Annotated in this window: 35 protein-coding genes and 1 pseudogene; 6 read left to right on the top strand and 30 right to left on the bottom strand. The window is 39.8% G+C overall.

What is annotated here, in order from left to right:
* Positions 1–37 precede the first annotated feature (37 nt).
* The 7 genes from ABCM67_RS11970 to ABCM67_RS11940 all read right to left on the bottom strand — a co-directional run bounded on the left by ABCM67_RS11970 (position 38) and on the right by ABCM67_RS11940 (position 3,531).
* Entirely contained in the window at positions 38–247 is a 210-nt protein-coding gene (locus ABCM67_RS11970) for a DHHA1 domain-containing protein (protein WP_173741640.1), read from the bottom strand.
* 18 nt (positions 248–265) lie between these two features.
* Positions 266–607, bottom strand: a complete 342-nt coding sequence (locus tag ABCM67_RS11965) for an arsenate reductase family protein (protein WP_021650098.1) — start codon at positions 605–607, stop codon at positions 266–268.
* Between the two features lies 1 nt (position 608).
* A complete protein-coding gene (locus ABCM67_RS11960) occupies positions 609–1,064 on the bottom strand; it encodes a YaiI/YqxD family protein (RefSeq protein WP_118609011.1) in 456 nt (151 codons plus the stop codon).
* Between the two features lie 10 nt (positions 1,065–1,074).
* Positions 1,075–1,443: a VOC family protein gene (locus tag ABCM67_RS11955; RefSeq protein ID WP_118609012.1), complete on the bottom strand. Its 369-nt coding sequence runs from the start codon at positions 1,441–1,443 to the stop codon at positions 1,075–1,077.
* Between the two features lie 56 nt (positions 1,444–1,499).
* Entirely contained in the window at positions 1,500–1,910 is a 411-nt protein-coding gene (locus tag ABCM67_RS11950; protein WP_015526465.1) for a peptide deformylase, read from the bottom strand.
* Between the two features lie 967 nt (positions 1,911–2,877).
* Positions 2,878–3,294: a hypothetical protein gene (locus ABCM67_RS11945; protein WP_021650102.1), complete on the bottom strand. Its 417-nt coding sequence runs from the start codon at positions 3,292–3,294 to the stop codon at positions 2,878–2,880.
* Positions 3,295–3,315: 21 nt separating this feature from the next.
* Positions 3,316–3,531, bottom strand: a complete 216-nt coding sequence (locus tag ABCM67_RS11940; protein ID WP_015526469.1) for a hypothetical protein — start codon at positions 3,529–3,531, stop codon at positions 3,316–3,318.
* Between the two features lie 394 nt (positions 3,532–3,925).
* Between ABCM67_RS11940 and ABCM67_RS11935 the strand changes: the two genes are divergently transcribed.
* Entirely contained in the window at positions 3,926–4,762 is an 837-nt protein-coding gene (locus ABCM67_RS11935) for an AIM24 family protein (RefSeq protein WP_021650106.1), read from the top strand.
* 129 nt (positions 4,763–4,891) lie between these two features.
* Here the strand turns inward: ABCM67_RS11935 and ABCM67_RS11930 are convergent, their stop codons facing one another.
* The 12 genes from ABCM67_RS11930 to ABCM67_RS11875 form a co-directional block, all read right to left on the bottom strand.
* The gene (locus ABCM67_RS11930; RefSeq protein ID WP_118609013.1) at positions 4,892–5,509 is read right to left on the bottom strand and encodes a sugar O-acetyltransferase; all 618 of its coding nucleotides are present in this window, start codon (positions 5,507–5,509) and stop codon (positions 4,892–4,894) included.
* Positions 5,510–5,577: 68 nt separating this feature from the next.
* Positions 5,578–5,847: an AAA family ATPase gene (locus ABCM67_RS11925; RefSeq protein ID WP_118609014.1), complete on the bottom strand. Its 270-nt coding sequence runs from the start codon at positions 5,845–5,847 to the stop codon at positions 5,578–5,580.
* A 434-nt stretch (positions 5,848–6,281) separates the two neighbouring features.
* Positions 6,282–6,644: a YccF domain-containing protein gene (locus tag ABCM67_RS11920; protein WP_015526476.1), complete on the bottom strand. Its 363-nt coding sequence runs from the start codon at positions 6,642–6,644 to the stop codon at positions 6,282–6,284.
* A gap of 26 nt (positions 6,645–6,670) precedes the next feature.
* Entirely contained in the window at positions 6,671–6,889 is a 219-nt protein-coding gene (locus ABCM67_RS11915; RefSeq protein ID WP_015526477.1) for a hypothetical protein, read from the bottom strand.
* A gap of 45 nt (positions 6,890–6,934) precedes the next feature.
* Positions 6,935–7,405, bottom strand: coding sequence for an LURP-one-related family protein (locus ABCM67_RS11910; RefSeq protein ID WP_021650109.1), 471 nt, complete (start codon positions 7,403–7,405; stop codon positions 6,935–6,937).
* A 298-nt stretch (positions 7,406–7,703) separates the two neighbouring features.
* On the bottom strand, positions 7,704–8,459 hold the full coding sequence (locus tag ABCM67_RS11905; RefSeq protein WP_021650110.1) for a 4Fe-4S binding protein: 756 nt from the start codon (positions 8,457–8,459) through the stop codon (positions 7,704–7,706).
* Between the two features lie 72 nt (positions 8,460–8,531).
* Positions 8,532–9,344, bottom strand: coding sequence for an alpha/beta hydrolase (locus ABCM67_RS11900; RefSeq protein WP_044960374.1), 813 nt, complete (start codon positions 9,342–9,344; stop codon positions 8,532–8,534).
* A 94-nt stretch (positions 9,345–9,438) separates the two neighbouring features.
* On the bottom strand, positions 9,439–10,044 hold the full coding sequence (locus ABCM67_RS11895) for a DUF1349 domain-containing protein (RefSeq protein ID WP_118609018.1): 606 nt from the start codon (positions 10,042–10,044) through the stop codon (positions 9,439–9,441).
* A 25-nt stretch (positions 10,045–10,069) separates the two neighbouring features.
* Positions 10,070–10,462 carry a hypothetical protein gene (locus tag ABCM67_RS11890; RefSeq protein WP_227588488.1) on the bottom strand — a complete coding sequence of 131 codons (393 nt, stop codon included), beginning with the start codon at positions 10,460–10,462 and terminating at the stop codon, positions 10,070–10,072.
* A gap of 20 nt (positions 10,463–10,482) precedes the next feature.
* Entirely contained in the window at positions 10,483–10,764 is a 282-nt protein-coding gene (locus ABCM67_RS11885) for a hypothetical protein (protein ID WP_147602739.1), read from the bottom strand.
* A gap of 88 nt (positions 10,765–10,852) precedes the next feature.
* Positions 10,853–11,932, bottom strand: coding sequence for a HigA family addiction module antitoxin (locus ABCM67_RS11880; RefSeq protein WP_147602740.1), 1,080 nt, complete (start codon positions 11,930–11,932; stop codon positions 10,853–10,855).
* A complete protein-coding gene (locus ABCM67_RS11875) occupies positions 11,925–12,284 on the bottom strand; it encodes a type II toxin-antitoxin system RelE/ParE family toxin (RefSeq protein ID WP_173746543.1) in 360 nt (119 codons plus the stop codon). The genes ABCM67_RS11880 and ABCM67_RS11875 overlap by 8 nt, the downstream gene beginning before the upstream one ends.
* 303 nt (positions 12,285–12,587) lie before the next feature.
* On the opposite strand from ABCM67_RS11875, the gene ABCM67_RS11870 reads away from it, so the two are divergent.
* The 3 genes and pseudogenes from ABCM67_RS11870 to ABCM67_RS11860 form a co-directional block, all read left to right on the top strand.
* Complete coding sequence (locus ABCM67_RS11870; protein WP_015526483.1) at positions 12,588–12,806, top strand: hypothetical protein; 219 nt, start codon at positions 12,588–12,590, stop codon at positions 12,804–12,806.
* Positions 12,807–12,968: 162 nt separating this feature from the next.
* The gene (locus tag ABCM67_RS11865) at positions 12,969–14,729 is read left to right on the top strand and encodes a diguanylate cyclase (protein ID WP_147602742.1); all 1,761 of its coding nucleotides are present in this window, start codon (positions 12,969–12,971) and stop codon (positions 14,727–14,729) included.
* Positions 14,730–14,765: 36 nt separating this feature from the next.
* A pseudogene (locus ABCM67_RS11860) lies at positions 14,766–15,014 on the top strand (ATPase); the annotation flags it as partial.
* A gap of 262 nt (positions 15,015–15,276) precedes the next feature.
* Here the strand turns inward: ABCM67_RS11860 and ABCM67_RS11855 are convergent.
* The 4 genes from ABCM67_RS11855 to ABCM67_RS11840 form a co-directional block, all read right to left on the bottom strand.
* Positions 15,277–15,486, bottom strand: coding sequence for a DUF6219 family protein (locus tag ABCM67_RS11855; protein WP_008392833.1), 210 nt, complete (start codon positions 15,484–15,486; stop codon positions 15,277–15,279).
* A gap of 63 nt (positions 15,487–15,549) precedes the next feature.
* A complete protein-coding gene (locus ABCM67_RS11850; RefSeq protein WP_059086551.1) occupies positions 15,550–16,458 on the bottom strand; it encodes a radical SAM mobile pair protein B in 909 nt (302 codons plus the stop codon).
* Positions 16,446–17,135, bottom strand: a complete 690-nt coding sequence (locus tag ABCM67_RS11845) for a radical SAM mobile pair protein A (RefSeq protein WP_110104282.1) — start codon at positions 17,133–17,135, stop codon at positions 16,446–16,448. Before ABCM67_RS11845 ends, ABCM67_RS11850 begins: the two co-directional genes overlap by 13 nt.
* On the bottom strand, positions 17,132–17,569 hold the full coding sequence (locus tag ABCM67_RS11840; protein WP_005608550.1) for a radical SAM mobile pair system MarR family transcriptional regulator: 438 nt from the start codon (positions 17,567–17,569) through the stop codon (positions 17,132–17,134). Before ABCM67_RS11840 ends, ABCM67_RS11845 begins: the two co-directional genes overlap by 4 nt.
* Before the next feature lie 207 nt (positions 17,570–17,776).
* On the opposite strand from ABCM67_RS11840, the gene ABCM67_RS11835 reads away from it, so the two are divergent.
* Entirely contained in the window at positions 17,777–17,980 is a 204-nt protein-coding gene (locus ABCM67_RS11835; protein WP_147602745.1) for a hypothetical protein, read from the top strand.
* Between the two features lie 30 nt (positions 17,981–18,010).
* Here the strand turns inward: ABCM67_RS11835 and ABCM67_RS11830 are convergent, their stop codons facing one another.
* A complete protein-coding gene (locus tag ABCM67_RS11830) occupies positions 18,011–18,253 on the bottom strand; it encodes a cation-transporting P-type ATPase (RefSeq protein ID WP_015526489.1) in 243 nt (80 codons plus the stop codon).
* 330 nt (positions 18,254–18,583) lie between these two features.
* Between ABCM67_RS11830 and ABCM67_RS11825 the strand changes: the two genes are divergently transcribed.
* Positions 18,584–19,315, top strand: a complete 732-nt coding sequence (locus tag ABCM67_RS11825) for a DUF5714 domain-containing protein (protein WP_059086549.1) — start codon at positions 18,584–18,586, stop codon at positions 19,313–19,315.
* A gap of 33 nt (positions 19,316–19,348) precedes the next feature.
* Here ABCM67_RS11825 and ABCM67_RS11820 read toward each other — a convergent pair whose 3' ends face one another.
* The 6 genes from ABCM67_RS11820 to ABCM67_RS11795 are packed head-to-tail and all read right to left on the bottom strand — an operon-like array spanning position 19,349 to position 25,354.
* Positions 19,349–20,524 carry a DVU_1553 family AMP-dependent CoA ligase gene (locus ABCM67_RS11820; RefSeq protein ID WP_015526491.1) on the bottom strand — a complete coding sequence of 392 codons (1,176 nt, stop codon included), beginning with the start codon at positions 20,522–20,524 and terminating at the stop codon, positions 19,349–19,351.
* A gap of 20 nt (positions 20,525–20,544) precedes the next feature.
* Positions 20,545–21,870: a radical SAM (seleno)protein TrsS gene (gene trsS, locus ABCM67_RS11815; RefSeq protein WP_129976037.1), complete on the bottom strand. Its 1,326-nt coding sequence runs from the start codon at positions 21,868–21,870 to the stop codon at positions 20,545–20,547.
* Complete coding sequence (locus ABCM67_RS11810) at positions 21,867–22,301, bottom strand: DVU_1555 family C-GCAxxG-C-C protein (protein WP_021650124.1); 435 nt, start codon at positions 22,299–22,301, stop codon at positions 21,867–21,869. The genes trsS and ABCM67_RS11810 overlap by 4 nt, the downstream gene beginning before the upstream one ends.
* A 3-nt stretch (positions 22,302–22,304) precedes the next feature.
* Complete coding sequence (locus ABCM67_RS11805; protein WP_110103577.1) at positions 22,305–22,838, bottom strand: class I SAM-dependent methyltransferase; 534 nt, start codon at positions 22,836–22,838, stop codon at positions 22,305–22,307.
* Positions 22,839–23,060 carry a DVU_1557 family redox protein gene (locus ABCM67_RS11800; RefSeq protein WP_005427475.1) on the bottom strand — a complete coding sequence of 74 codons (222 nt, stop codon included), beginning with the start codon at positions 23,058–23,060 and terminating at the stop codon, positions 22,839–22,841.
* Positions 23,060–25,354, bottom strand: coding sequence for a pyridine nucleotide-disulfide oxidoreductase/dicluster-binding protein (locus tag ABCM67_RS11795; protein ID WP_118609145.1), 2,295 nt, complete (start codon positions 25,352–25,354; stop codon positions 23,060–23,062). Before ABCM67_RS11795 ends, ABCM67_RS11800 begins: the two co-directional genes overlap by 1 nt.
* Positions 25,355–25,443 lie beyond the last annotated feature (89 nt).

The raw sequence follows: 25,443 nt of genomic DNA, 5'->3' as shown, positions 1-25,443 counted from the left end.
TACACCTCCCGATTCTCCTGTGTTCTGTTTCTAATTCTTATTTATCCTGCCCGGAAAACTTTCTCATCATAACAATCCGCTCAAGGATTTCCTGCCTGAATTTTTCAACATCATTCGTCCGTTTGCGCACACCAGCTGCTGCAGCATGTCCACCTCCGCCAAACGTCTGCAGAAGTTCGTTTACATTGATCCATTTTCCATCAGACCGGAAGGAACAACGCCAGCGATTTTCTTCTTCCTCATACATGGTAAAACATCCTGTCTCTTACTTCCACGCCTTCCAGATATCCGGCTGATATCCAAGAGTGGATTGTTTTCCATTACGAACCACCGGTGTCTTAATCACCTGCGGATTTTCCAGCACCTTCTTAAGTTTATCTTCCTCTGCAATGTACTTAATGAGCGCAAGCAGATCCTTATCCTTGCCCTCCCAGTTTATCATATTTTCCAGTCCACCATTTGCCTGGGCAACCGAATTGAATTCGCCCTTGCTCATGCCCTTTTCTTTCATATCAATAAACTGAAACTTGATCCCACGTTCCTTAAAGAAACGTTCTGCTTTCTTTGTATCATTGCACTTCTTTGTTCCAAAAATCTGTACGTTCAAATCAATTCTCCTTATCCATTGCCATATGTATCATTTTCTCAAAGGATTCTCTAAAATGCTCATCATCCTCCGATGTTCGTTTTCGTGGTCCTTTTAAATGATTCTTTCCGGATGCCCTTCGTGCTTTCTTATTCAGATGCCGTTCCATAAGCATATGGTCAATATTCTCATTGGTATACCATTTCCCGGATTGATGAATCGCATACGCATTTTTTCCTAATGCCATTGCAGCCACACCGTAGTCCTGTGATACAACAATATCGCCTTTATGGCAAATGCTGATCAGTTTATAATCCACGGCATCTGCTCCGGCTCCAACTACAATCACCTCACTGTAATCAGAAGATAACACATGATTGGTATCACACAATAACGTTACCGGAATACTGTGCTCTTTTGCAACTTTTTCAACAATACCAATTACCGGACAGGCATCTGCATCAACAAAAATCTGCATATCTTCTCCTTTAATTACACATAAATGGCGTACGAACCTCGACGAGATTACCACTCGGATCATACAGCCTTACAAGCTTCTGCCCACCTGCAAGTTCTGTCAGTTCAGTGGCATATCGGACGAAATACTTACCGGATTCATATTTTGCAAGCAATCCATCTATATCAAAATCCTCGAAATACAGTTCCATCCTGTTATTGAATGGCGTAGAAGTTTCATTCAATGTTTTCCCCCATACGTCGGCATCCTGCAAAACAAGTCCCTCCGATAAGATCACATTGCCTTCATTCTTAAGAATCACTTGCAGTCCAAATAAGTCTTTATAAAACTCTATGGATTTTTCTATATCATCCACCACGATCAGTACGTTTTTCAGCATATCCGTCACCTCACAATCCGCTTTGAGTCAAGCGAATATTCGCAATCCGCATGCGGTTAAATAATCTTTCCAGACAAATGATCAATTTCATGCTGGCAAATCTGTGCTGTCCATCCTGACAATTTCTGGCGCTGTTTTTTCCATTTGAAGTCATAATACTCTACTTCTATTTCCTGGTATCTGGTCGTCTTACGAACACCATCCAGCGACAGACAGCCTTCTTCTGTCTCATACATGTCACGTTTTGAAACAATCACCGGATTGAACATCACAACATTTATGAATCCCATATTCACAATGATGATATTCTTCTTTACACCAATCATGTTCGCCGCCATACCAACACAACGTTCTCTGTTCGCCTGCAGCGTATCCTGCAGATCCTTTCCAACCTGGATGTCAGCTTTCGTGGCCGGTTCAGATGGCTGGCCTAAGAAGAAAACATCTCTTACTATTTGTTTTACCATTTACTTTCTCCTGTACTCTAATTCTTATCTATCTTGACCAGAAATCTTTCTCGTCATAACAATTCGCTCAAATATTTCCTGTTCCTCTTTCATTGTTCCAATATTTTATTATCTAACACCACTTTACAACTTTTTCATAAAAAAATATCGTACAGAACTTTCTGATGTATAATGAATTTGACCCAAAACATTACAAAGGAAAGTGACCCTGTACGACAAAAACATTATACAACGAAAAAACACTGATTGGTAGACTTCATCAATATTTTTTGATTTATTTTGAAACTTTTTCTGTTCCGACAGCAGATACCTTATTTCTGCTGATATTATCCATACTGACCTTGTGTTATAACCTTTCATCTGCCAGTCCTCCTTGGATTTTTCTTCTTTTTTGATGTTATCATCTTACAATAAATGGCTGTGCGAAAATCCCGACAACCAACTGGTTCTATGGCGGGGATAATTGGGTCCTATGGCAGATTAAACGCTGATTAAAGGCCTTTAATTGCCAACTAAACTACGAAGAATTCAAAAATCATGTTGCAGATTTGGAGGCTTCCATTCACGCTACCGATAATAAGATTCAGCAAACGAGGCTGGCAATTCAAAATCAACAAGTAATTCAGAAACACTGTGAAGTCTATCGGGCCTGTCGTGACATCATACGTGCTCAGAATTTGGTATTCACAAACTTCCGTCGGCTGAAAAACTGTAGCGCCAACAGATGGAACTGGAAGAAGAACTGTCCTCAGCAAAAAAAGAAAAGCAGGATCTCCAGAAGCAACAGAATACCCTGCATATAATTGAAAAAAATTTTGATGCTATGATCCGCAAAGCTGGTATCAAGGTTCCGGAGAAAGCACCTTCACCAAGAATCTTGAGCTCTTAAATGCCAAAAAAGAAAAATTAAAATAAGCCATAACGCGACGAAAGGCAATGAACCATTTCTGACTCATTGCCTTTTCCTTTACATACGCTGTAATTGATTGACGATACTTTCTGTTCTTCGAATTGCTTCTTCTACCCGTCTTTGTGCATTATTGATTCGATCCTGGACCACCCAGTCCACAACAAATCCATCAAAAAAATAATCCGCAAAAGAAAGAAAATCTCCAGTATCGATATTCAAGTTACATACCATATTTACATCATTTAATTCTCTACTGAAATTACGAAGATCATACTTTGCCTGTTCCATATTCCGTTTGGCCTGATCAATTCTAGAATGTTTTAGCATCGTAGTGAAAAAACCACCGCCAAACATATCTACCAGTCCCCAGTTCTTTGCACTGTTTAAATTTTCTTTTGCTGCCTGAAGACTGTTCAAAGCTCTACGTCCAGCTTCAATTGCTTCTCTTTTTTCTTTTTCAATATCATATCCCATACGTTTTCTCCTCCTGATCGATTATGAATGTGACGTCACCAATGCTATAATGCCACCGACAATCAACAATGGAAAAGCAATGTACATCAGTCCACCTACAACCATACCAATCAATATCACCGGGAAGAAAATAACTGTGCAAAGTAATTTCATAATTCCCCAGGATGCTCTTAACCCAAAAACAAAAAATTTTCCAACAAACCAAATCATACAAATTGCAAATAATAACGATAACATTTTTTACTCCTTCTGAAACTCATTCTGATATGTGTCTTTCATTTTTTCTGTTCTTTTTCTGCTAAATATTCAGATGTGTTCTTTATGCCAAGCTTATTACTGAATGCCGGATTTTTCTCCATCTTTTCTATTATCCGGATTAATCGAATTCTCTGTGCCACTTCCATCTGATCACCCCGTTTATATTCTGTTTTTTTGTTGATATTGTCACTATAACAAATTTATTTTTCATAATACACAGCCACCATGAAGAATTGCATCTTTATATTTCTCGAATTTTGAGAATTCTGTCTTTATATTTCTCTGCACGAATTGTTTCCTATCTATGCTGCCTCTTTTATAATAAGCATATCCGAGCAACATCATAAATTATTATTAAAAGGGAGATTATGCTATGCGAATTGAAAACTTGCAAAATGAAAACAGAAAATATGCGAAAAGTATCGAAAACTTCCACGTGCTTGAATATGTGCAGGATGCCAGCGTTTCACCTATGAATGCAATGAATGAGTATTTCATGAGTAAAATGCATGTCAGAAGAAGACAGGTTGTTATTGATATTGATAAAGACCATTCAGCTGTTATCCAGGCTGGTGCCATGCAATGGATGGGTGGTAATGTACAAGCCACATCTGGTGTAAAAGGTATCGGAGATTTCCTTGGAAAGGCATTCAAGGGTGCGGTTACAAAAGAAACCGCAGTTAAACCGGAATATGTTGGTGAAGGCTGTCTGGTATTAGAACCGACATACAAATATATTATCCTTACAGACATTGGCAAATGGGGACCAGCCGGAATGACAATTGAAGATGGCATGTTCCTGGCTTGTGATGCAAATGTAAAAAGTAAAGTTGTAGCCAGAAAGAACCTTTCATCAGCAGTATTAGGTAGCGAAGGTCTGTTTAATCTGAGTTTGCAGGGAAATGGTGTAGCTGCACTGGAGTCTAATGTTCCCGAAGATGAATTGATTGAAGTCATATTGGAAAATGATGAACTGAAAATTGATGGAAACCTTGCTGTATGCTGGTCATCAAATCTTGAATTTACCGTAGAAAGATCTACAAAAACACTTGTCGGATCTGCAGTTAGCGGAGAGGGTCTGGTAAATGTTTATCGTGGAACAGGACGGGTACTGATGTGTCCGGTCGCACCGACAACTTCCTTGTTTGAGTCCACTAACACCATGGCAGCTAAAGCTGCTGCTAAATCCAGCAATACATTTGGAAAATAAGTGTAAAATACATTCTCTTATAACCAACAAACGCCGATATAGGATTATAAAAATCCTGCATCGGCGTTATTAATTGTGATCATTTTATTTTCTTTATTCAGATGAACTGCTTATCATCCATGCAAATTTTTAATTCTTTTCAATTCCATCTGGCATATGATCTTTCTCAGTTATTTTTCGAATGACCCGGCATGGATTTCCAACTGCCAAACTATACGGCGGAATATCTTTTGTTACAACACTCCCTGCACCAATTACACACCCTTCTCCTATGGTGACACCACCGCAAACAACCACATTGGATTCCAGCCAGCAATTATCCTTTATAGTTATTGGCTTCGCATATTCAAGATTATAAAAATTTCCATCTTCTCTTTTCCTAATATTGCGTTCTTCAGGTAATAATGGATGCATAGGAGTTGCCAATGTAACATTTGGACCAATCATCACATTATCGCCTATATGTATTTCACATACATCTAAACATGTAAAGTTAAAATTAGCAGAGCTGAATCTTCCAAAGAACGTATTACATCCGTAATCAAAATAAACAGGCGCCTGTAAATAGGGGAGTTCCTCTGTTGCTGGCAATAATTCCCTCAATATCTGTGCTTGTTTTTCTTGATCATCTTCATCCGTCGAATTGTATTTTCTTGCTAATTTACGTGCATTCACACGTAATTGCTCCAATTCTTTGTCCGTTGGATCGTACAACTCTCCACTTAGCATTTTTTCTCTTTCAGTCATTTCCGATAACCTCCAAATTCAAAGTTATTAAATATCAGTTTCCCCACTCTCTCATGGTCTGCAATATTTTATCTAATGCTTTTGCACTTTCCGTCATCAAATACGGACATAGCCATAACCATATCATCTACTTTTAGATCACCGGAAAAAATATCCATCGCAGAAGGTATCTGTTTAAAATTAATTTCAACAATTTCTTCATAGTTCTCTTCTGCAAATCTTTCAACTATATATGTTTTTCCTGTTTGTCTGGCTCCCTGAATTACAAAACATTTTTTGTTTTTTGAATCTACCCATTTTTTATGTAATGCGTCACTTTTCTTTTTAACATAAAACATCTCCTGTTATCAAATAATATTTTTATCAAGAACAACTTTGTAACATTTTTAATTACTATATTTCTTTTATCATCAACATTTTAGAATATTATATCATTGATCAATATATATTAAATGACTTTTTCCATTTCATACAATCTCTTCTGAAGCTCCGGTTCAAAGAAATTCTACATTCCTTCATCAAAGCTTATGAAAGGCTTCTCCATATCTTCAGTTGTGAAAATCAGGGCATTTTCGTTACTTTTCTTAACCGCACAGTCTGTGAAATTTTTAAATTCCTTATCAGTGACCGGCTGCTGCATATGCTTAACATCAAACAATACTTCTGTGTCAACCAGACTGTTTCCTGTTCAGGTTTTATTTGAACTCCAATATTAATATTACCATCCGTGAATAATATTATTTCATTTTTCATCAATAAGACCTTACACATTCTACCCTATCACACTTGCACCAAATGGCATGAAAGAGAGTCTTGCCATCTTGAAGAACTGCTTTCCAAATGGAATTCCAACTATCGTAATGCACCAAATACAACCCACTATCAGGTTTCCAAGTGCCATTTCCCATCCAAAAAATATAATCCATATAAGATTTACCAGAAATGAAAACATGCCATTTCCATACACGATTTCTTTTCCAAACGGCCAGAATGCCAGGGTTGCAAATTTAAAGCATTGCAGACCTACCGGAATTCCAATAATTGTAATACACCATATGCAACCTGCAAAAACCCAGGCCAAACCGCCCAGTAATCCTCCAAATATAAACCAAAGGATATTACCTATAGTTCTCATGACAACATCTCCTCCTCATCCAATGTCTAATATTCTTTTGCAATTTCCTCTGTTATCTCATATATCTCTTTGAATTTTTCTAAGTCCTCTGGAGATCTGATCAGCATGATTTCTTCGATTTTTCCAGTCCGTATGTCTTTGAATCCTGCTACTTCTTCTCCGGTACAAATGCTTGCACGAATAACTGGTTTCATATGTTCTCGGTCATATGTTTTTTTCACGATTTTCTTTTTGAATAATCCCATGCTACCTCCCCATCTCCGAATATCTTCGACAACAAGATCAACTATTTAATTTCTGGAACATTTTTCTGCATCAATCGCAAGTACGAACATCAACGCATCCAATGCATTTCCTGGATCCTGCACATCAATAACATATGTATCAGTCATATGAAACAGTTCTTTACTAACCCGTGCAATTGAATAACCGCTTTGATTAAGAATGCTATAGTCCCATTCCATAATGGTTCCATCAATATGCCATCCATTGTAATCAATATTATAATGTGGCGTCAGGAATGAGAATTCTTTGCTCAGGCATCCGATATAACTGCCGTTTTTATAAATTTCAAATTTAGGAAGAAAAGTAAGTACTTTCTGAACAACCATTCCTACTTCATTTCCATAGGCATCATAAATTACAAGTTTATGTCCCCAGGACAACTGGCCTTTTACTACATAAACAGTGTTGCCTGCTTCATCATAGATATCATAGCTGTCAAACCATGAAAACAGCCTTTGTTTAAACAATAACTTCATAACTTTTCACCGCTCTCTCCAACAGATATAATTGGTTCTTTATAAGTATCATAATACCATGCCGGAACACCTTAAAAAATATGTAAATCGAAGAATTAACTCATCTTATTTCACGGATTATGATAAAACACATATTACCAGCTATAAATCTCTACTTGTTCACAAAAAGATATAAAAAAGACCATCTACTGCTTGTTTACGGTAAATGATCTTTTCATTGCAATATTTAATTAAATATCATACTGAGCCGATTGTTCACGTATCAATTTACATGTTTCTCATTGTATTGCTCGCCCTATTATAAATACAATTTGTTTTCCTTCCTACTGGAACAAACCTTTTTCATTTTCAGTCCAGCGATAAAACTGACAAGCTTACTGTAATTTCTTGCTTTCTTCGGACAGACTGCTACACAGTGCATACAAGAAATACACTTATCCTTATCGGTCATCTTCGGATTGTCCAACGGAATGGCACCTGCCGGGCATTCTTTTGCGCACAGACCGCAGGAAGTGCATTTTCCATTTGCAACAGGTTTGAGTGGAACACCACCATATTCTCGATATGGTCTGTTTCCCGGAAATGCAGGTGTCCTTTGTGCTTCGCTGTTTTGCATAATCTTTGCGGCAAATTCCAGCAATTCCTTTTCATCCTGCTGATCCGGGCGTCCGGTTCCAAATTGGTGCATCAGGGAATGCTCTGCGACTGCCTCCATTCCTGCGATACATACAAATCCTGATGCCTCCAGAACATCCTGTAGTTCCAATAGAGTATCATCAATCATACGGTTTCCAAATACTGCCACAAGAATTGCTTTCGTACCATCTGCCTTTACTTTGCGGAACATATCCGTTACAACTGATGGAATGCGTCCACCGTAAGACGGTACAGCAACCAAACATAGGTCCTTTTTTTCAAATTTCACCTTCATGAGTTTATTTGGTTCTTTAATTAGGTCGATTTCTTCAGCATCCAGCTTCGTCCCTTTCGCAACAATATCTGCTACTTTCTCTGTACCTCCTGTCGGGCTGAAAAATATGTTATAAAATCTCATAATGATCCTCCTACTGATTCCGATTTGTTTATTGTCCTTTTATAACGGTTGACCAATTGTTTTCAATAGTCTTTATATGTTTGAAAGGAATTCTTCTATCAAACTATTTATCATCTCCGGTTTATCTGTATTAGAATTATGACCGGCCCCTTCAATCCACTTTAAAGGAATTTTCGTTTTTCGATGCCATTCTCTGTTATACCTTATGCATGAACCGGCATGATCCTTTGTACCACATATCAACAGGGAAGGACATTTGATTTCATATGGCAGATCCTTTTCCATTGCCTCTGCCAGAATACGAAATCCATGCCCGGCAATTTGGGCATAACGATGCTGATCACCATCATAGACCAGCATCATTTCCTTCATCAGATTTCTGCCATACTCAGAAGTTGCAACTCCCTCAGTTCCGGATTTCAAAAGCAACTTCCATGGGTAATGTGCATATACTGGTTCCATTTTTTTCAGAAGCCAGATCTCCACTGCTGTCACATAGTTCCTCTGCAGCGGTGCTGAATCAATGGAAATAAAACCTGCCAGCCGGTCAGGATACAATTGTGCATAAGCCTGTCCCACATATCCTCCCATTGATTGACCTATTATAATTGGTTTTATGATTTCTTCTTTTTCAAGAATCCCATTCAGCCATTTTGCCTTATCAAACAGATCAAAGTCAAAGCGGAACGGCCAGGAAGAGGCATGAGCCGGTGCATCCCATACAATAATATTATATTTTCCATCGAAGTACTCAACCTGTTTATCAAATAATCTATGGTCAGCAGTCAGCCCTGGTAAAAATACAAGCGTCGTTGTATCCAAACTCAGATTATTTGACCAATAGTGAATTGTTCCGCAAGGAGTTTGATATGTACTTTCCTTCAACAAATCCACCTCCGCAATTTTCATTTTTCTCAGTTACACAAACTGAAAAACTTTAACTATTTTCATATTGGTTTTTTATATCAAATACGGTCTGCTACATCTCATCCGGCATTTGACCATCGTGGGCTTTCCATTGACACTCCATCAATTTCATATCTGTAAATACCGCTTTAAACGATGAATCTTCCGGACTGCATGCATAAATTCCAAATTTGATTTTTCCTGCACCAGCCCACATATGACAAATCCTCATTTGCTTAAACCGTATTCCATCCTCAGAACATTCAATGCAATAATCATCTTCACGTCTACTGAGACGATACCACATAGATTTAATCTCTGCATCAATTTCCGTAGTTGCCCAATCTGAATATCCATTGTTTGTCACAACACTTCCCAGGTGCTGAAAATAGTCATTCTCATATTCTATAGAACCTTTCAACCAATTCTCACTGTCAAGATACATAACCACACCGCACTGATCAAAGCGATGATGGCTTTCCTTAAAATCAGTTTTCACTATAAATGAAAAAAATTTTTCCTCTGTTTCTATCTGCAGAACCGGAGCATTATCATTGCGGAAATGATAGTAAGTTCTTTGCCACAAATCAGTTCCAGGCTGTGTAATAATCTCAATTTTGTCATCTGTCAGCGTGTAATCATCAGGTTCTCTCGTCCACTTAAAATCTTTTATATTCATCTCATTATCCCTCCAACTTCCGATTTCACGACATCATTTCTAATACAGATTTTACCGTACTTTTTAATCTCAGTCCATCCTTTATACCCAGGCGATAGAAAAACTCTTCTGTCTCTGCTCCGCTGGCAAATATTTCATCACAATACTTCGTAAGCACTTCCTCTTGTTCCGGAGACAGTGTTTCCAAAAGCTTCTGGTATTCCTTCTCTATATTTTCATTAAATGGCTGTGTATCTTGATTTGATTTCCATTCAGAATATGCTTTGCTCATACGATTGGAGATCATCTTATCAACAGACTCCTCTACGTCTTTTGACGTCTTTGAGGGAGACTCTTGCTTTTGAACTTTTTCGTTCTTCGCTTTTTCAAGTGTTGACTCGTCAATATAGTGAATAATTTCTCTCAGATTTGCCTTCATAGATTGCAGGTATCCTCTCATCAGCACTGCCAGTTTCTCACTTCTGACTCCAATGCCAGGACAAATGCTCCTGCAGCCAATACACCTACCAACATGAATTCAGCGATTCCCAGGATAATATAATTCATGTACTGCGTGCAGTACCAAATGATGGTGCACACAAAGTCAGCCTCATTGATGCGCCTTCCACCGGACTTTGCTTCCGCAGTTTCCTTCACTATCCCTTCTCTGGAATCTGTTTCCACAAGTCCCTTTCGGGTCATCCTTTTGACCGCATGTCTTTTCGCCTTAAATTCCTCCAATCGCTTTCACCTCCTTTCTCCCCAAATGGATAAAAAATAAGGCCATCTATCGTGGATAACGGTAGACGACCTCAAGTTATATACTTCTTTATGATGTTATTACTTTGTATTTGTGTTTTAATGCTTTTGACAGTGCAACATTTGTAAATGGAACAATCTGATCATTTTGCAAGCGGCCAAGGACAATACCCGGATCTCTGTCAATTCTTTCAGCAAATCTGCGGATAGCATTTTCGCTAAACTCATTCATTCTAACGAAAGCCTCATATTCTCCCGGAGGGATCAATTTGTCTTCCGCATATTTATCTGCTGCATCCTCCTGTCCAGCGTGCTCATTTTCAAACGTAATTCCATAATCACCATTAATAATATGGCCAATCTCATGGAACAGAGTAAACCAAAATGTATCTGAATAGAAACGTCTGTCATTCACCATCAGCATTACATTCTGCCCAATCTTCTTGGTTGCACCATTTATTCCTGAACCCGGAAGATTTGGAAGTATTACGAATATTACTCCCGCATCTTCAAAGGCCTTCCTAATCAGTGGATAAAAATCACCATGCTGTGTTGTTAATGTCAATGCATAATCAACAGCTTTTTCAAACTTCTTTTTGTCAAACTTAGGTGCTTCTATCTTCAGTGCCTGATTAATTGCGATCTGAACCATTGCATTTGCTCTGGCAGTATTAGCCTCTTTCATATCCTCAGATGCACTTCGGAAACTAACTGCCATATTTTGCTTTGTAAAAACAGATAATGATGCAACATTTAAAAATTCACGTAGGCACTTAATCTGCTCATTTGTTTTTCTCGGAAGATCAGGCAATCCAAAATTCTCTCTGAAATATGTGTACTGAAAGTACTTGAAAATTCTTCTTTCCTGCTCTAATTCCTTGGATGATTCAAACTCAGCAATCAAAGCGTCATAGCTCTTCTGAAGATTCAGCCAGTAGTCAACACTAGTCCCTAACATTCGAGATAATTTCATGGCTATATCGATTGATAAGCTTTGCTCCCCACGTACCAGAATGCTTAAATTCTTTGGCGTGGTATCCAATCGTTTTGCAAAATCTTTCTGAGAAAGTCCACTTTCTTCAATGATTTCTTTGATATAGTATCCAGGATGAAAAGCAATCTTATCATTATATTCAATATAATTACTCATAATGGTTACTTACCTCCTTTACTTCAACAATTCTAACCACACCAGCAATTTCATCAATATTACAAGGATCATAAGGTTCTTCATTCTCATCTAATGGCTGAATAATAATACGCCATGGATCTCTTCTCGTTTTTACATCTATAGCAAAAAATCCATCCATATTGCCACTCAACTTATGAAAATGAAACGTCGGCATCATTACTATATCCTTAATTACACTCGCCTGCAGCATAGCATTTATTCGGGCAAATAGGCTGGTTGCTAATGCAGCATTCCCGCCAAACAATTTTTTTGCAGTTTTTAAATCGGTACATTGTTTCTGAACTTTACTGTTATTGTATAGTAGCTGCACGTTTGCCCTCCTTTTTAAATTACCCGTCGGGTAATCTAAATATACCATCAGGAGAGGCTCTAGTCAATAATCCACACACTCCAAAGATCTCGGAGTACGTGGATGTGCAGAAAATCTTGGCATCGGATACAGCACATTAACAAAATGGCTGAAAGACTTCCGGGAATCAGGTGATATTCCTGTTCGTGGTTCTGGTAATTATGCATCTGATGAGCAGAAGGAAATTGCCCGTCTCAGACGTGAATTACGTGATGCCCAAGATGCACTTGATGTGTTAAAAAAAGCAATCAACATTCTGGAAAAATGACGGAAGCCATTTATCTTGAAGTGTCTGAGAAGACGGAAGCTGCCAAAAAGGCTGGACGCCGGGTTTCCGTCTCCGGAATGTTGAAATTTTTAGGTGTCTCTCGCTCAGGATATCTTGCATGGCTCCACCACGTACCTTCTGATACAGAAAAACGTCGTAAAGCTGTAAAAGCAAAAATACAGGATATTTATGATGATTCCAAGGCTCCTTCTTAAAATATATAGATTTCACAAATCCCTATCGATATACATTCTTTTGTCATAGATGTATAAAGATTTTGCACAGTTCGTTTTTTCATAAAACTTATTCTGTTTTTCAACTTCTATGATATAATGCTTTATTATAATAATTCCCATGAACAAAATGAGGTGAACCAAGTGAAAAAGAAAACACTTGTGCCTCTTATCACTTTTTTACTGGGCATATGCCTTATTAGTTTGATTGTATACAAAACAGACACCCACGAAAAAGAGCAGAGACACATAACAGCACAATTAAACGTAGCCACCTATGGCGAACAAATAAAGAATGAAATTACAAATGGAATTGAGATCACAGATACCTTGAAGCAAATCTTAATAAGTGAAGATGGCGAAATCCGTCAGTTTGAAACAATTGCAGGAAATCTTATGTCTGATTCTATTGAAAGTGTACAGCTCGCTCCTAATGGTGTTGTTACAGATATTTATCCGGCTAATGAAAATGAGGCAGGTAAGATTGATTTGATCCATGATAAAGACCGCGGAAAAATTTCCTGTTACGCAAGAGACAACCATACAATCATTACGCAGGGCCCCTTCAAATTAAAACAGGGAGGATATGGAATTGCAGTCCGCAATCCCATATACCTGAAAGATAAAAACGGACATGAGTATTTCTGGGGATTTACTATTGTTATCCTGCGTGTTCCGGATATTTTTTCAGATTCAATCAGTGCACTTTCAAATTTTGGATACGAATACAAAATTTCAAAAACAGACGCTCCATGGAGTGATACTTATAAAGTGGTTTATCAATCAGATGGGCAAATAAATCGTCCTGTTTCTTATACATTTACAATAGGAGACGAAAACTGGAAATTTGAAGTAACTCCTAAAAGTGGATGGAGAAATGTCACATTACTGATAATCATCATCGGAATTTTTCTTACAATAAGCCTTCTCCTGTCAGTTCTTACCAGAGTATGGTTAGTAGCAAAAGAACATAAGAAAAAGTTTCAGATACTGGCACGCACAGATTCTCTTACAAATATTTATAACCGCTATGGATTTGATGAATTTGCAGAAAAAATGATTCAAAAAAATCCAAAAACACATTTTGTGGCTGCGCTCCTTGATATCGATGATTTCAAGTTTATTAATGATATCTATGGACATAATTACGGAGACAGGGCACTAAAGAATCTTGCAGACAGCATGAAGACTTTTTTCCCATCCGATGCATTACTTGGAAGAAATGGTGGTGACGAATTCTGCATTCTTTTACCAAATTGTACCTTTGCAGAAGCAGATATACAGCTGCAGAAATTCACCAAACTTCCTAAATCATTCTCATACCATGGTAAGGAACATGCATTTTATATTTCTCTAGGATATGCAGAATATCCAACATTTGCATCCAATCGTTCACAACTCATGCGCTGCGCAGATGCAGCTCTTTATGAAATAAAGCTTCATGGAAAAAATGGATGTATGGTCTACAGAGAAGGACTTCGGTCAGGTGCCCGCAAACAACTTGGATTCGCATTCAAGGATATCTCTGAACATCTTCCAGGTGCATTCATCATATACAGAGCTGACAAAGAAGATGATGAACTAATTTTTGCAAATGATGAATTTCTTCATATGTCCGGATATAAAGATATAGATGAACTGTTCAGACTTACTGAGAAAAGTTTTCGCAACTTGATTCGTGAAGATGAACAGCAACAGATAGAATCAAGTATCTGGGAACAGATTGACAACGGCAATGAAAATGACTATACTCACTTTCATCTTCGAAAAGCTGACGGAACTTATTTTTCTGTTCTTGATCATGGAAGAATTGTAGAGAGCCCGCAATACGGGAAAGTATTTTATGTATTGTTCATGGATTGGGAAGATATGCATATTCGTTACAATGATAAATTCGCAAGATAAAATATTGCAAAAAACAGAGCGTATGATCTATTTTCATATAATGTTTATGTCGGCAAGCTCTATCAAAAGGAAATCGACTTTATTGCTCAGAGAAGCAACGAGAAGTTTTATATTCAGATCAGCGACAACATTTCCGGACAGTAAACATTTGAGAGAGAATGCTTTCCTCGGCTTCAGATTCGAGATGCTTATCCGAAAATGATTATTGCTAGAACCAAACATCCCCAATATAGCTATAAAGGAATCGTAATTCACGATATAGCCGATTGGTTACTACAAGAATAAGCAAGGCGAAATATCTCCAGCATTCTCTTTTGAAATGATGGAGATATTTTTATTATGACGGAGATTGCAGATGAATTCAGACGAAGCATCCTACGAAAAGAGTTTTATATGGATGTACTGAACTGTGATCCGATGTCTTTTGACAAGGAATGCGAACTGACTATTTGGTGGCTACACCCCCCAAGCCCCTGTAGAATAAATAACGCCAGTACTGGATATCAAAAATCCCGCACCGGCGTTATTTATTAAAATATTTTGTTTTTTAATCTTCAACACTCTCTACTGAAACTTCTTTTTTCTTCCTACTTTTACCAGAAATCATCTTGTGTCCTGTATAAATAGCCATAATCATGCAAAGCAAAGAACTTGCTGCAAAGTACTTATGGCCTTCTTTTGATCCCTTATAACCTGTATAAAAAGTTCCAAGCATTGTAATCAGTGCACCGATAGACCAATATTTATGTGATTTCATTCAGATACCTCCTACCGTTTTTCTTAATCATATACCTTTTAAAAGATATATACAAACTGGAAGTTAGCGATTTCTTTTTCCGGTATTCTCTGTCCCACGGATTTCCTCATGATAGAAATAATCTACGATCACCGGATGTCCCTGCGGGACTCTGCCATAAGGCATTTCATTATCCACAAAGGCACAATCATACTTCTTAGCCATTTTCTCAGCTTTTACTTCAAGTGCTTCAAAGTAGCTGCGGTTATGCTTGTTATAGATCTCGTCGTAAAGTGGTACAAGATCAGGATATTTTCCGGCGATATAATTCATAATTGTCTTTTTGAAACCGCCTCGAAGATTGAGATTTTCGAGCCAGAACAGATCGCACTGATCCTTTACCCGCTCAAAGATTGCTTCAAAATCCGTGATACCGGGAAATACCGGGGATACGAAACAGACTGTACGGATACCTGCCTCATATACCTGCTTCATAGCAGCGATACGGTGCTCAATGCTCGAAGCAGAGTCCATATCGTTCTTGAAATTTTCATCTAGTGTGTTGATTGACCATGAAACGGTTACACGTCCAAGCTTCTTCAGTAAATCAATATCTCGTACCACAAGATCCGACTTTGTGCAGATCAGAATATCTGCGTCACTGCCGATCAGCTGCTCCAAAAGTTTTCTGGTATTCCCGAATTGCTCCTCCTGTGGATTGTAGCCATCTGTCACAGAACCGATGACCACCCGCTGTCCGGCATATTTCTTCGGATTTTTAATTTCCGTCCAATGCTTCACATCAAGGAAAGTGCCCCATTCCTCCTTGTGCCCGGTAAAGCGCTTCATAAAAGAAGCATAGCAATACTTGCAGGCATGTGTACAGCCCACATAGGGATTGACCGAGTAACCGCCTACCGGCAGACTAGACTTAGTCATGATGTTCTTTGTTTCCACCTCACGAATGAGGATTCCATTTATTACTTCTTCCATGATTTCTGTACCTCTAACACTTTATTAAATTCTTCCGGCATTTCCTGAATCATATTTTCATCCCCTATGATAGGGACAAGGTCTTCCTTCATAAACACCGGAATGCCGAGCTTATGTGCCTGGTCCGCCAGAGACCATGCCCATTCCGGCTCCGTATGAATCTTCCTGCTCTGAGCTCCGGTCATGGTGCCCACAACGATCCAATTGATTCCGGAAAGGTCAACTGTGCCGAGATCGTCGAATAACGGCTCAAAGGTAACATGGTAATGTTTTGCTCTGACGTTTTTCCGAAGGGCGTCGATACGCCACAGTTCTGCTTTCCTCGTCACCGTAACGCCAAACCATGCGTTTTCCAAATCGGTATCAAAATCCAGCAAATCAGGTCGCTTGGTAAGGAACAGGAACTGATGCTGTGGATTTTCACGGATCTTTGCAAATACCTCGTCTCTCCATTCCGGCTTCCATCCGGAGAGATCGCTCATCCCGGTAAGAAGAAAGTTCTGCGGACGTTTCTTTTCCATCATCTTGAGCTTACCCGGAAAGAATTCAGGGTCAGCGAAGTCATCAATCATATGCCAGCGTTTCACGTTGTTGCGGGCATAGCAATATGTACACCCCACTGTGCAGCCAATGACGATATTCATGTTCTGAATCTGATCTTTGATACAAATACTCATGACTTCTGCCACTCCTCAAGATTCTTTCTGATGCGGTCGAGACATTTCTCAAACCGGGTAATTTCTTCCTCTGAAAAACCTTTGTAGTAAATACTGCCCATCTCATCAGATACAGAATCGTACTCGCCCTTTAAGGCATGTGCTTTCTCAGTCAGAAACAGGAGTGTTTTCCTTTTGTCCGTTTCAGACTGAACACGGCTTATCAGCCCTTGATTTTCCATTCTTTCCAGCATCGTAGTAAGAGATGTTATCGCTAATCCGCATTTAGTCGAGAGTGACCTAATTGAGATACCATCCTCCTGCCACAGCACATAAAGAATACGTCCCTGGGCTCCATTAAACGCATCAATATTCTTTTCACTGAGAATCTTCTCAAAAATCCGGTCTCCAAGCTGTTTTATTTTTGTGACAAGAAATCCTCCATTCATTTCCATACAAAAGCTCCTATATAGTAGTTTATTAAAAACATACTATATAGGAGCTTTATTGTCAAGAGTTTATATGTCTTAATAGGTAAATTCCATTTTTTCAATTCTCCAAACTGGAATTTGACTTGCGGATTTTGATGATAATATAGTAAGAACAGAAGTATTTTATTTGCCAGAACGTCAATAACAAATATGGGAAAGAGATGGTACTACATGGGAATAATTAAATATTTTAGAAAAAAGTACTGGGAAGCAGCCATTTTCAGAGGTGGGCGACGTATACCATTTACCTGTGATAGATTAACAGCTGTTCCTGATAGCGCCTATGCATTGTTTACTGAAAAAGAATTAGAAAAAATTTACGAAGAAAGAGATATTTTTCATGAGCGGCTAATGCATATGATTGATTCTTTTTAATCATATGTACATCAGAGTTTTATATATTACTTATGATATTGTGCCGGCTTTGTCGCTTTGTATCAGCCGAATGAATACAAGAAAAGGAGCTGTCGGGAAATAGACAGCTCCTTCAAAGAAAATCTGCAGGATACCTTTCTTCTTTCCTTCTGTAAGTTCATTCCACCCACACTTTTCTCTGGATCTTTTCACCTGTTCACTTGTAAGCCCAGATTTCTTGCCATTCACCCTTTCAAGAACCTCTTCTACCGTCTGCTGATAAATTTCCTTCATCACTTCCGCCTCATCGTTTCTAAGTATTTACTACCTGAATTTCTTATGCAATGAAAGACCTCTTTGAAAAAAATATAAAAAAAAGACCTTCATTGCATAATAAAAAATGCAATAAAAGTCTCACCATTTCCTTATGATACCGGATGCTTCCACCGTACTGACAACATCACAAACGCAATTTGTTAAGCGCAGGTTACTCCCCTTTATTGGATAAAATCATATACCCAAAGTAACATGATTGTCAAGATACTTTATCATTACTTTTTCATTTTATGTTATACTTTTTACATCGTTAACACTATTAAAATAAATTCTCCGGAGGTGAATCAAATGGATCATACGAATAATTCCTGTTGTTGTGGTGAAGCGGAACATTTTTCCGGATGTCTGATTTGTGGTGCTCCTATTACGTATCGTGCTGAAAGCTCTATTCAGACGTGTAGTATCTGCCATAAAGAGCAATTAACCAATGCGGTCTGTGAAAATAGTCACTTTATCTGTGATGCCTGTCACAGCTATGGCACATATGCTCCGGTAATCGCAGCGCTCAGAGACAGTACCGAAAAAGATGCTTTGCTTCTTCTGGAAAAAATTATGGATCTTCCATCTGTACATATGCATGGACCAGAGCATCATGCAATTGTTCCGTGCGTTCTTCTGACAGCGTTTCGCAATAATGGAGAACATATGGATTACGATGCTGCACTATCTGAAATCTGTAAAAGAGCGAAGCAGGTTCCGGGCGGTACCTGTGGTTACTGGGGTGTCTGTGGAGCTGCTGCCGGAGCCGGTATTTTCATGTCCGTTATGACTGGATCCAGTCCACTTCACAAAGATGCATGGCCGTTTCCTCAAAAACTTGTTTCCATTATTTTATCCAGACTGGCAGATGTTGGTGGACCTCGCTGCTGCAAACGTACCAGCAGAATTGCCATTGAAGAAGCCGTTCATTTTTACAGTCAGTTTTGTTCTGTAAACATTCCGTTGTCTTCTATAACGTGTAAATACTGCGAAGATAATCGCGAATGTATCCAGGAAGATTGTCCATACTATCCCGAATAACAGGCAAGGCAGTGATTCCATGATACCACGAAATCACTGCCTTGTAACTCGTTTGCCAGGATACAGCGCCCCATCTTCCCACTTTGCTTTTTTGCAGTTCCATGAACGAATATCCTTCTCTTCCAAAACACTCCTGATTCGTTCTTCTCCATTGTCCGATGTAAAAAGCGCTGTAATTTCCTTTTTTCCATCTACAATTTTCACACAATAATCTACCAGTTCCGGAATCTCAAACAGTAATTCATCCATCTCTCTGATACTTCCCAATGGATCCATCCGCTTTACAAAGTCCAGGCGTTTTATTTCACTTCCACAGAGGCATCTTCCTGGAATGATCCTTGACCAGTCACCGGTTCGATATCGAATCAACGGCTGTGCTTCCATTCCAATGGTTGTAATCACCAGTTCTCCCCATTTACCGTCCGGCAGCACATTTCCGTTCTCATCTATAATCTCTGTAATACAATGGTTTTCCCGCATATGCATGCCCTCATGCGCCGTGCAGCAAATGGCACCTCCAAGCCCCATCTCTCTAGAACCATAGTGCGGCCAAAGTCGTGTTTGCAGAATTTCTTCGATTGCTTTCATGACAGTTTTCGGACAGGCATCTCCGGATACCAGTGCTCTTTTTATACTGCCTTTTCCGCACATTCGAAGCATGGAAAGCAATGCCGTCGGCATTCCCACATACGTATCCGGCTGCTCCTCTTCCAGAATCCTGTTCAGTTCGCCATAAGTTCTTCCTGTCCCGGTTGAAAGAGGTTTTGCTCCCAGACGTCTGATTGCCTCCGCGATCAGTTCTCCTAATCCAAAAGGACCTGAAAATGGCATAGCCACCATCGTTATACTTCCAGGATAAATAAATTCACCCAGACCTGCCATAAAAAGTTCTATGGTGTGTTCACAGTCTCCCTCTGTATAGAATACACGTTTACCGGCACCGGTAGTTCCGCTTGTCTGTTCTGATATCACTTTCTGGACTTCCCCCTGGGAGCAAAGCAGCATCCTGCCTCCATCTCGTGCCAGATCTGTTTCTGTCGTAAAAGGAAGGCTTCTCAAATCTATCAGGCTTTCCAGTCTTTCCGGCAAATCTCGGTAAAAACCCTCTCGTTCTTTCTCTCTCTTCAGTACAATATTTAATTTCTCCAGCTGTATTCTGTGTATTTCATCTCTTGTAATCTCTGTAATACCTTCCTGCTTACAGATCATTGCATCTATATTCGATCGTTTCACTTTCTGTATAAATATATTCCTTTCGAATTCGTCAGATTATATGCACAAAACGGCACCATTCCATAATCAGAATCCACCTCGCAGATATAACATCTTTTCAGACGTTCAAGATCCAGATTCCATGCATCCTGAAAAATCATCCCTGATACTGCAAAAGTTTCATTATGAACCCGGATCAGGAATTCATCCAGCGCATCTGTCTGTGTCATTTCTCCATCATCAAATTTTTTTGTGCTATAGCTCCACTGATTTTCCACATACTGTCTGGAATTATCGCTGGTAGTACAACAACATCCTCTGCCTGATTTCTTTTCCAAAAGTTTCAGTTCCCTCTCACCTTTTTTCAGATAACTTGCATGAAAAGAACAGTATGGATTCTCTGCTCCACCACCGGCGAAATCCTTGCTTTTCATAAGCCCGTCAGTCTGTTCCTCGATCAGCTTCAACATCTTTGGTATGGTAATCGGAGCTTGTGGACGCTGCTGAGAACATCTGCCAAAATAGCTGATCGGCTGGAAATGTACTCCTCTTACAAATGGCATATGATCCATCGCAAACTTCAGAATATCTCCAACCTGCATGTCATTTACTCCTGGCGCAATGACAGGTACCAGGGCAATTCCCAGTTCCGCTTCCGAACAGTTTAACACAGCCTTTTCTTTCAGTTCTATCATAGAGCGTCCTCGCAATGTCTGATACACATCATCTGTGACACCGTCAAACTGAAGAAATACTGTATTCAGTCCTGCTTTTTTTAGTTTTCTGGCATATCCTGCTTCCTGCGCAAGACGGATTCCATTGGTATTCAATTGAAAAAATGTAAACCCTTTTTCTCTACCCATATGTATGATCTCCGGAAGATCCTCCCGCATGGTTGGTTCTCCACCTGAGAGCTGAATATTGAATGGTCCTCCATGATCCATCAGAAAATCATATTGCTTTTCTATTTCATCAATTGAAAGATCACCGTTTTCCAGACATTCTCCTGCCGAAGCAAAGCAGACCGGGCAGTGTATATTGCAGCGCTTTGTCACTTCCAGTATCATACAACAGCCTTTTCGTTCGTGCTCCTCACAGAGTCCACAATTATCCGGGCAGGATTTCTCTTTGATTTTGGGATTTACCGGAGTCTCCGCAGACAGGTTTTCTCTTCCCCAGGAAAGATACTCTGCTGCCGTTCCTTCCCAGATCAGTATCTGAAACTTTCCGTGGATATCACATTCTTTCACCAGATAAATGCCATCTTCACCGATACATTTTTTTGCCGTAAGTACTTTCATACATATCGGGCATACACTTTTTGTTTTACCCAGCGTAATCATAGTTCCAATATTCCCCGTTCTGTCAGTATTTCTATCACTTTTGTATAAGTATCTGCAATCAGCGCAGGACATTGCTCCATGATCACTCCCCAATCCAGATTGGAAGTGATGTCCTTACAATAAAAAGCACCAAACTCTTCTTCGGTCTTCTTATGGAACCACTGATATAATTCCTGCACAGCCGGTTTCATCTGTATATCTTCTTTCTCCTGCGGAGCCAGATTGCCAAGGAACAAACCTATCGCACAGGCTCCTCCTGTCAGGCAGCCACAGGTATCTCCACAATAACCGATCCCGCCGCCAAGACCTCCCAAAGCCTTTACAAGCTGTGGATTTTCCTCACCTATGGCTTCCAGTGTCATAATCATAACCATTTGTGAGCAATGATAACCCATACTGCTAAGTTCTATGATTCTTTCATAAAGATCCATGTGCTACTCCTTTCTGCCAACCAACATGGTATAGCGCAGCTTCTTTCCTTTATATTCTTTCTGCAGAAGCTTATACTCTTCGCAGCAGAACGAATCATTCCAGATTGCTTCCAGATAATATTCCCGCCAAAGTAACGTCTGATCCTCCTGCCGGAGAATGGTAAATCCTGTCTGTTCTGCCATTTTCAAAAGATTTCCGGTATCAAGATCTGACAATAAAAGAAAACCTCCCTTTTTCAAAACGCGCCAGCATTCAGATAGTGCATTTTTCTGATCTCTGCTGACAAAAAATGCACACTGGCTGATGCAAAGATCTATACTGTCTGATGAATACTGCAAATGCAGAAAATCGCCAATTTCCACATCACTGCCCCGTGGGAAAAGATCCACGCCATGTGCTTCCAGCCCAAATGATTTCAGGATTCGAACCGTGTCTCCTTCTCCTGCTCCAAGATCCAGTGCTTTCATTTCTTTTTTCCATTCTATGTTCTCCAGAAGATGAAGCGTCTGCGCTTCCCCTCCCGGATGCCTGTTCATCTATTTATCCTCCAGTGCACGCTCCACCGCGAGCACTTTTCCAAGTGCGAGTTCTTCCGGAACATACACAAACCCACACTTTGGACAGACAGGCATTTCCACAGGAAACCCATTTTCCAGATACATAAATTTTGCTTTTCCTTTTACAAGAGGAACCTTACATTTCATGCAGGTCAGCTTTCCTTCCGGATCAATCGTATAATATGTTCTTTCTACTGCCATTACTGTCCCACCCTTTTCATAATATTCATTCGATGACTGTATGCTCTGTGTACCAGATATCCGTCTTCTGTTTCCACAAACCGCACCCAGAATGTGACATTTCCCAGTCTGCTTCTTGTCACCAGTTCTTTTGTTTCTTCATCCAGGATTGCCTCCTGATTTTCTCTGTAATCTGATAACACACGTTCCACATCACTTTTCAGTATCATGCGCTCATCCATCATATGGATTGCCTCTTCTGTATAGGCAACAGTATAGTCTTTTTTCTCCATGATCGGTTCCTCATTCCAGATGTTTTTTAAAAGTGTTTGTTTCAATATGAGCCTGTTGTAGCGTTTCTCACTGATATCAGGCATATTGCTGGCATTTGCCCCATACAGAAGTTCAAGTATATGTCGGGATTCTCTTCCCTCTCTGGCAAATCGGTCTCTGCATGCCATGCAGTATGTAATATATGGTGCATCGGAACGTTCCAGACACTTTTCTGTCATTTTCGCTGCCATATCTTTATTGGCATATGCCGTCAGACCTCCATATCCACAACATGGAGACAAATCTCTGGAATATTCTGTATCTTCAACGGTACATCCCATATCCAACAAAAGTTCTCTTATAATATCCTGTGTCTGTGCATCCCCTCTGGCACCACAGGCATCATGTATGGCAACCGGTATCTCCAGTCCTTTTGCCTGCTGTGGAAGTCCGATTTCTTTCAAAATTTCCCAGATTCCTATAACATGCGCTCCAATACTTTCTTTTAGCTGCTTCATACAGGTTGGACAACCTGCTATGATGATCGGATCACCAAGCTTGGCTAGTTCCTGTTTCAGCTGCTCATTTACTTTTTCTGTCATTTCATAGCGGCCTGCCCATTCGCTGATTGCACCACAGCATCCTAGCATCAGAGCAACACCTCCATCTACCCGATTACTTAAATCTTCGTATGCCTGCATAACCACATCCGGCGCTATCGCACCTGCCTGACAGCCTGGGAAAAATACATATCTGCAAGTTTCATATCCCGGCTGGAGTCTGCTCAAAAAAGCCTCTGAATTTGAAAATAACATGTCCATCAGTGCAAATTCATGTGGCGCCAGCGGCATCTTATCTGTAGATACCATATTTTCTCTTGCTGACTTGCACACCTGACTCATATCAAATCCATTCGGACAGATCACCGTACACTGTCCACAGAGGGCACAGGCATTCATCGGTTTGTTCATCGGATGATCTCCCATGATAATCTGCGTATTATTATAGATCTCACGGGCTAATAAACCCGGATGTTTTTGATATTCACTTAAATACACACAGCCTTTCATGCATTCGTCACAATGACACTGAATACATCGTTTTGCTTCTTCTACAGCTTCTTCTTTTGAATACCCATCCTGACCACAGAAAATCTTATTCGATCCATGGATTCCTTCCATGTTCGTATAAAGCTTGGTAGTCACTGCTCCTTCACTGCCTCTGTTGCTGTGCGGCGATAAATTCTGTACCAGAAGATCCACTGTCAAAGCTGCCCGCTTTGCGGCAAAAGCCGCATCCATCACAGATTCCGCAGGTCCGCTGACAATCTTTGCCTGTTCTCTTAACATAATCTCGACATCTGCTGCTTCTTCCGGAGCTAACATTTTTGCCACTTCTTCTGATGCGCATACCACATCTGCCAGTTCCATTTTTTCTCTGATAAACGAAAGATTCAAACTGCATCCAAATTCAAAAGAAAGATCCATAGATTTCAGACGTTTCGCTTCATTGCTGCGGTCTGATTCCAAAAGATGTCCGGCTGCCGCTGCAATATAGCTTTCATAATCTTCTTCCTTACAATAAATTGTCGTAGGATACATTTTCTTTTCCAATTCCCCTGCAAGAAACAGTGGAAATAATCCAGAACCAAAGATTGCTGCCCTTTTCTTCTTTCTCATGCGGAATACACTGCTTCGTCTTCCCGGTTCTCCATACCGGACAATCGCACGTTCTACTTCTCGTATGGAGACACCATCACCAAGTTCACAAAGCTTGCAATTATCTTCGCAAGGTGCCGTACATCCATCACAGAGAATCATTGGAAATGGTGTAATTTTCTCATAAATTGCCAACGCTTTCTTAAAATTTCCTTTTGCAGCATAATACAGCATCTCTTTTGTATCCATTTTGAAAGGACAGGCTGCAACACAGTAGGCCGGCTGTTCATGGACGCAGAGACTGATCATATGATCCATCTCTTCTTTTGACATTCGATTTACATGATAAACGTGAGTAGAACCCCTCTCCTGTATGTATGTCATAACCTGATACTCCTTTCGTCTGTAAAGGGGAGGCAGTTTCCCGTCTCCCCTGATTATATCACAGTTGGCAGCTTTTACTCCAACCACAT

Source organism: Blautia sp. 2227st1_G12_2227SCRN_220401 (genome assembly GCF_039062885.1).
Lineage (GTDB): Bacteria > Bacillota > Clostridia > Lachnospirales > Lachnospiraceae > Blautia_A > Blautia_A fusiformis.
This window is presented reverse-complemented; position numbering and strand designations above follow the sequence as displayed.

Coding starts and splice junctions, on each gene's coding strand:
- ABCM67_RS11930 (WP_118609013.1), bottom strand. CDS start 5,509: ATGACTGAAAGAGAAAAAATGCTAAGTGGAGAGTTGTACGATCCAACG.
- ABCM67_RS11910 (WP_021650109.1), bottom strand. CDS start 7,405: ATGAAGTTATTGTTTAAACAAAGGCTGTTTTCATGGTTTGACAGCTAT.
- ABCM67_RS11880 (WP_147602740.1), bottom strand. CDS start 11,932: ATGAGTAATTATATTGAATATAATGATAAGATTGCTTTTCATCCTGGA.
- ABCM67_RS11920 (WP_015526476.1), bottom strand. CDS start 6,644: ATGAGAACTATAGGTAATATCCTTTGGTTTATATTTGGAGGATTACTG.
- ABCM67_RS11840 (WP_005608550.1), bottom strand. CDS start 17,569: ATGGAAATGAATGGAGGATTTCTTGTCACAAAAATAAAACAGCTTGGA.
- ABCM67_RS11795 (WP_118609145.1), bottom strand. CDS start 25,354: ATGACATACATACAGGAGAGGGGTTCTACTCACGTTTATCATGTAAAT.
- ABCM67_RS11925 (WP_118609014.1), bottom strand. CDS start 5,847: ATGTTTTATGTTAAAAAGAAAAGTGACGCATTACATAAAAAATGGGTA.
- ABCM67_RS11955 (WP_118609012.1), bottom strand. CDS start 1,443: ATGCTGAAAAACGTACTGATCGTGGTGGATGATATAGAAAAATCCATA.
- ABCM67_RS11945 (WP_021650102.1), bottom strand. CDS start 3,294: ATGGGATATGATATTGAAAAAGAAAAAAGAGAAGCAATTGAAGCTGGA.
- ABCM67_RS11940 (WP_015526469.1), bottom strand. CDS start 3,531: ATGTTATCGTTATTATTTGCAATTTGTATGATTTGGTTTGTTGGAAAA.
- trsS (WP_129976037.1), bottom strand. CDS start 21,870: ATGATTACGCTGGGTAAAACAAAAAGTGTATGCCCGATATGTATGAAA.
- ABCM67_RS11845 (WP_110104282.1), bottom strand. CDS start 17,135: ATGAGTATTTGTATCAAAGATCAGATTCAGAACATGAATATCGTCATT.
- ABCM67_RS11830 (WP_015526489.1), bottom strand. CDS start 18,253: ATGAAGGAAATTTATCAGCAGACGGTAGAAGAGGTTCTTGAAAGGGTG.
- ABCM67_RS11835 (WP_147602745.1), top strand. CDS start 17,777: ATGGGAATAATTAAATATTTTAGAAAAAAGTACTGGGAAGCAGCCATT.
- ABCM67_RS11855 (WP_008392833.1), bottom strand. CDS start 15,486: ATGAAATCACATAAATATTGGTCTATCGGTGCACTGATTACAATGCTT.
- ABCM67_RS11890 (WP_227588488.1), bottom strand. CDS start 10,462: ATGAAGGCAAATCTGAGAGAAATTATTCACTATATTGACGAGTCAACA.
- ABCM67_RS11935 (WP_021650106.1), top strand. CDS start 3,926: ATGCGAATTGAAAACTTGCAAAATGAAAACAGAAAATATGCGAAAAGT.
- ABCM67_RS11810 (WP_021650124.1), bottom strand. CDS start 22,301: ATGGATCTTTATGAAAGAATCATAGAACTTAGCAGTATGGGTTATCAT.
- ABCM67_RS11870 (WP_015526483.1), top strand. CDS start 12,588: ATGACGGAAGCCATTTATCTTGAAGTGTCTGAGAAGACGGAAGCTGCC.
- ABCM67_RS11960 (WP_118609011.1), bottom strand. CDS start 1,064: ATGCAGATTTTTGTTGATGCAGATGCCTGTCCGGTAATTGGTATTGTT.
- ABCM67_RS11970 (WP_173741640.1), bottom strand. CDS start 247: ATGTATGAGGAAGAAGAAAATCGCTGGCGTTGTTCCTTCCGGTCTGAT.
- ABCM67_RS11825 (WP_059086549.1), top strand. CDS start 18,584: ATGGATCATACGAATAATTCCTGTTGTTGTGGTGAAGCGGAACATTTT.
- ABCM67_RS11800 (WP_005427475.1), bottom strand. CDS start 23,060: ATGGCAGTAGAAAGAACATATTATACGATTGATCCGGAAGGAAAGCTG.
- ABCM67_RS11905 (WP_021650110.1), bottom strand. CDS start 8,459: ATGAGATTTTATAACATATTTTTCAGCCCGACAGGAGGTACAGAGAAA.
- ABCM67_RS11805 (WP_110103577.1), bottom strand. CDS start 22,838: ATGAACAGGCATCCGGGAGGGGAAGCGCAGACGCTTCATCTTCTGGAG.
- ABCM67_RS11915 (WP_015526477.1), bottom strand. CDS start 6,889: ATGGGATTATTCAAAAAGAAAATCGTGAAAAAAACATATGACCGAGAA.
- ABCM67_RS11950 (WP_015526465.1), bottom strand. CDS start 1,910: ATGGTAAAACAAATAGTAAGAGATGTTTTCTTCTTAGGCCAGCCATCT.
- ABCM67_RS11820 (WP_015526491.1), bottom strand. CDS start 20,524: ATGATCTGTAAGCAGGAAGGTATTACAGAGATTACAAGAGATGAAATA.
- ABCM67_RS11895 (WP_118609018.1), bottom strand. CDS start 10,044: ATGAATATAAAAGATTTTAAGTGGACGAGAGAACCTGATGATTACACG.
- ABCM67_RS11850 (WP_059086551.1), bottom strand. CDS start 16,458: ATGGAAGAAGTAATAAATGGAATCCTCATTCGTGAGGTGGAAACAAAG.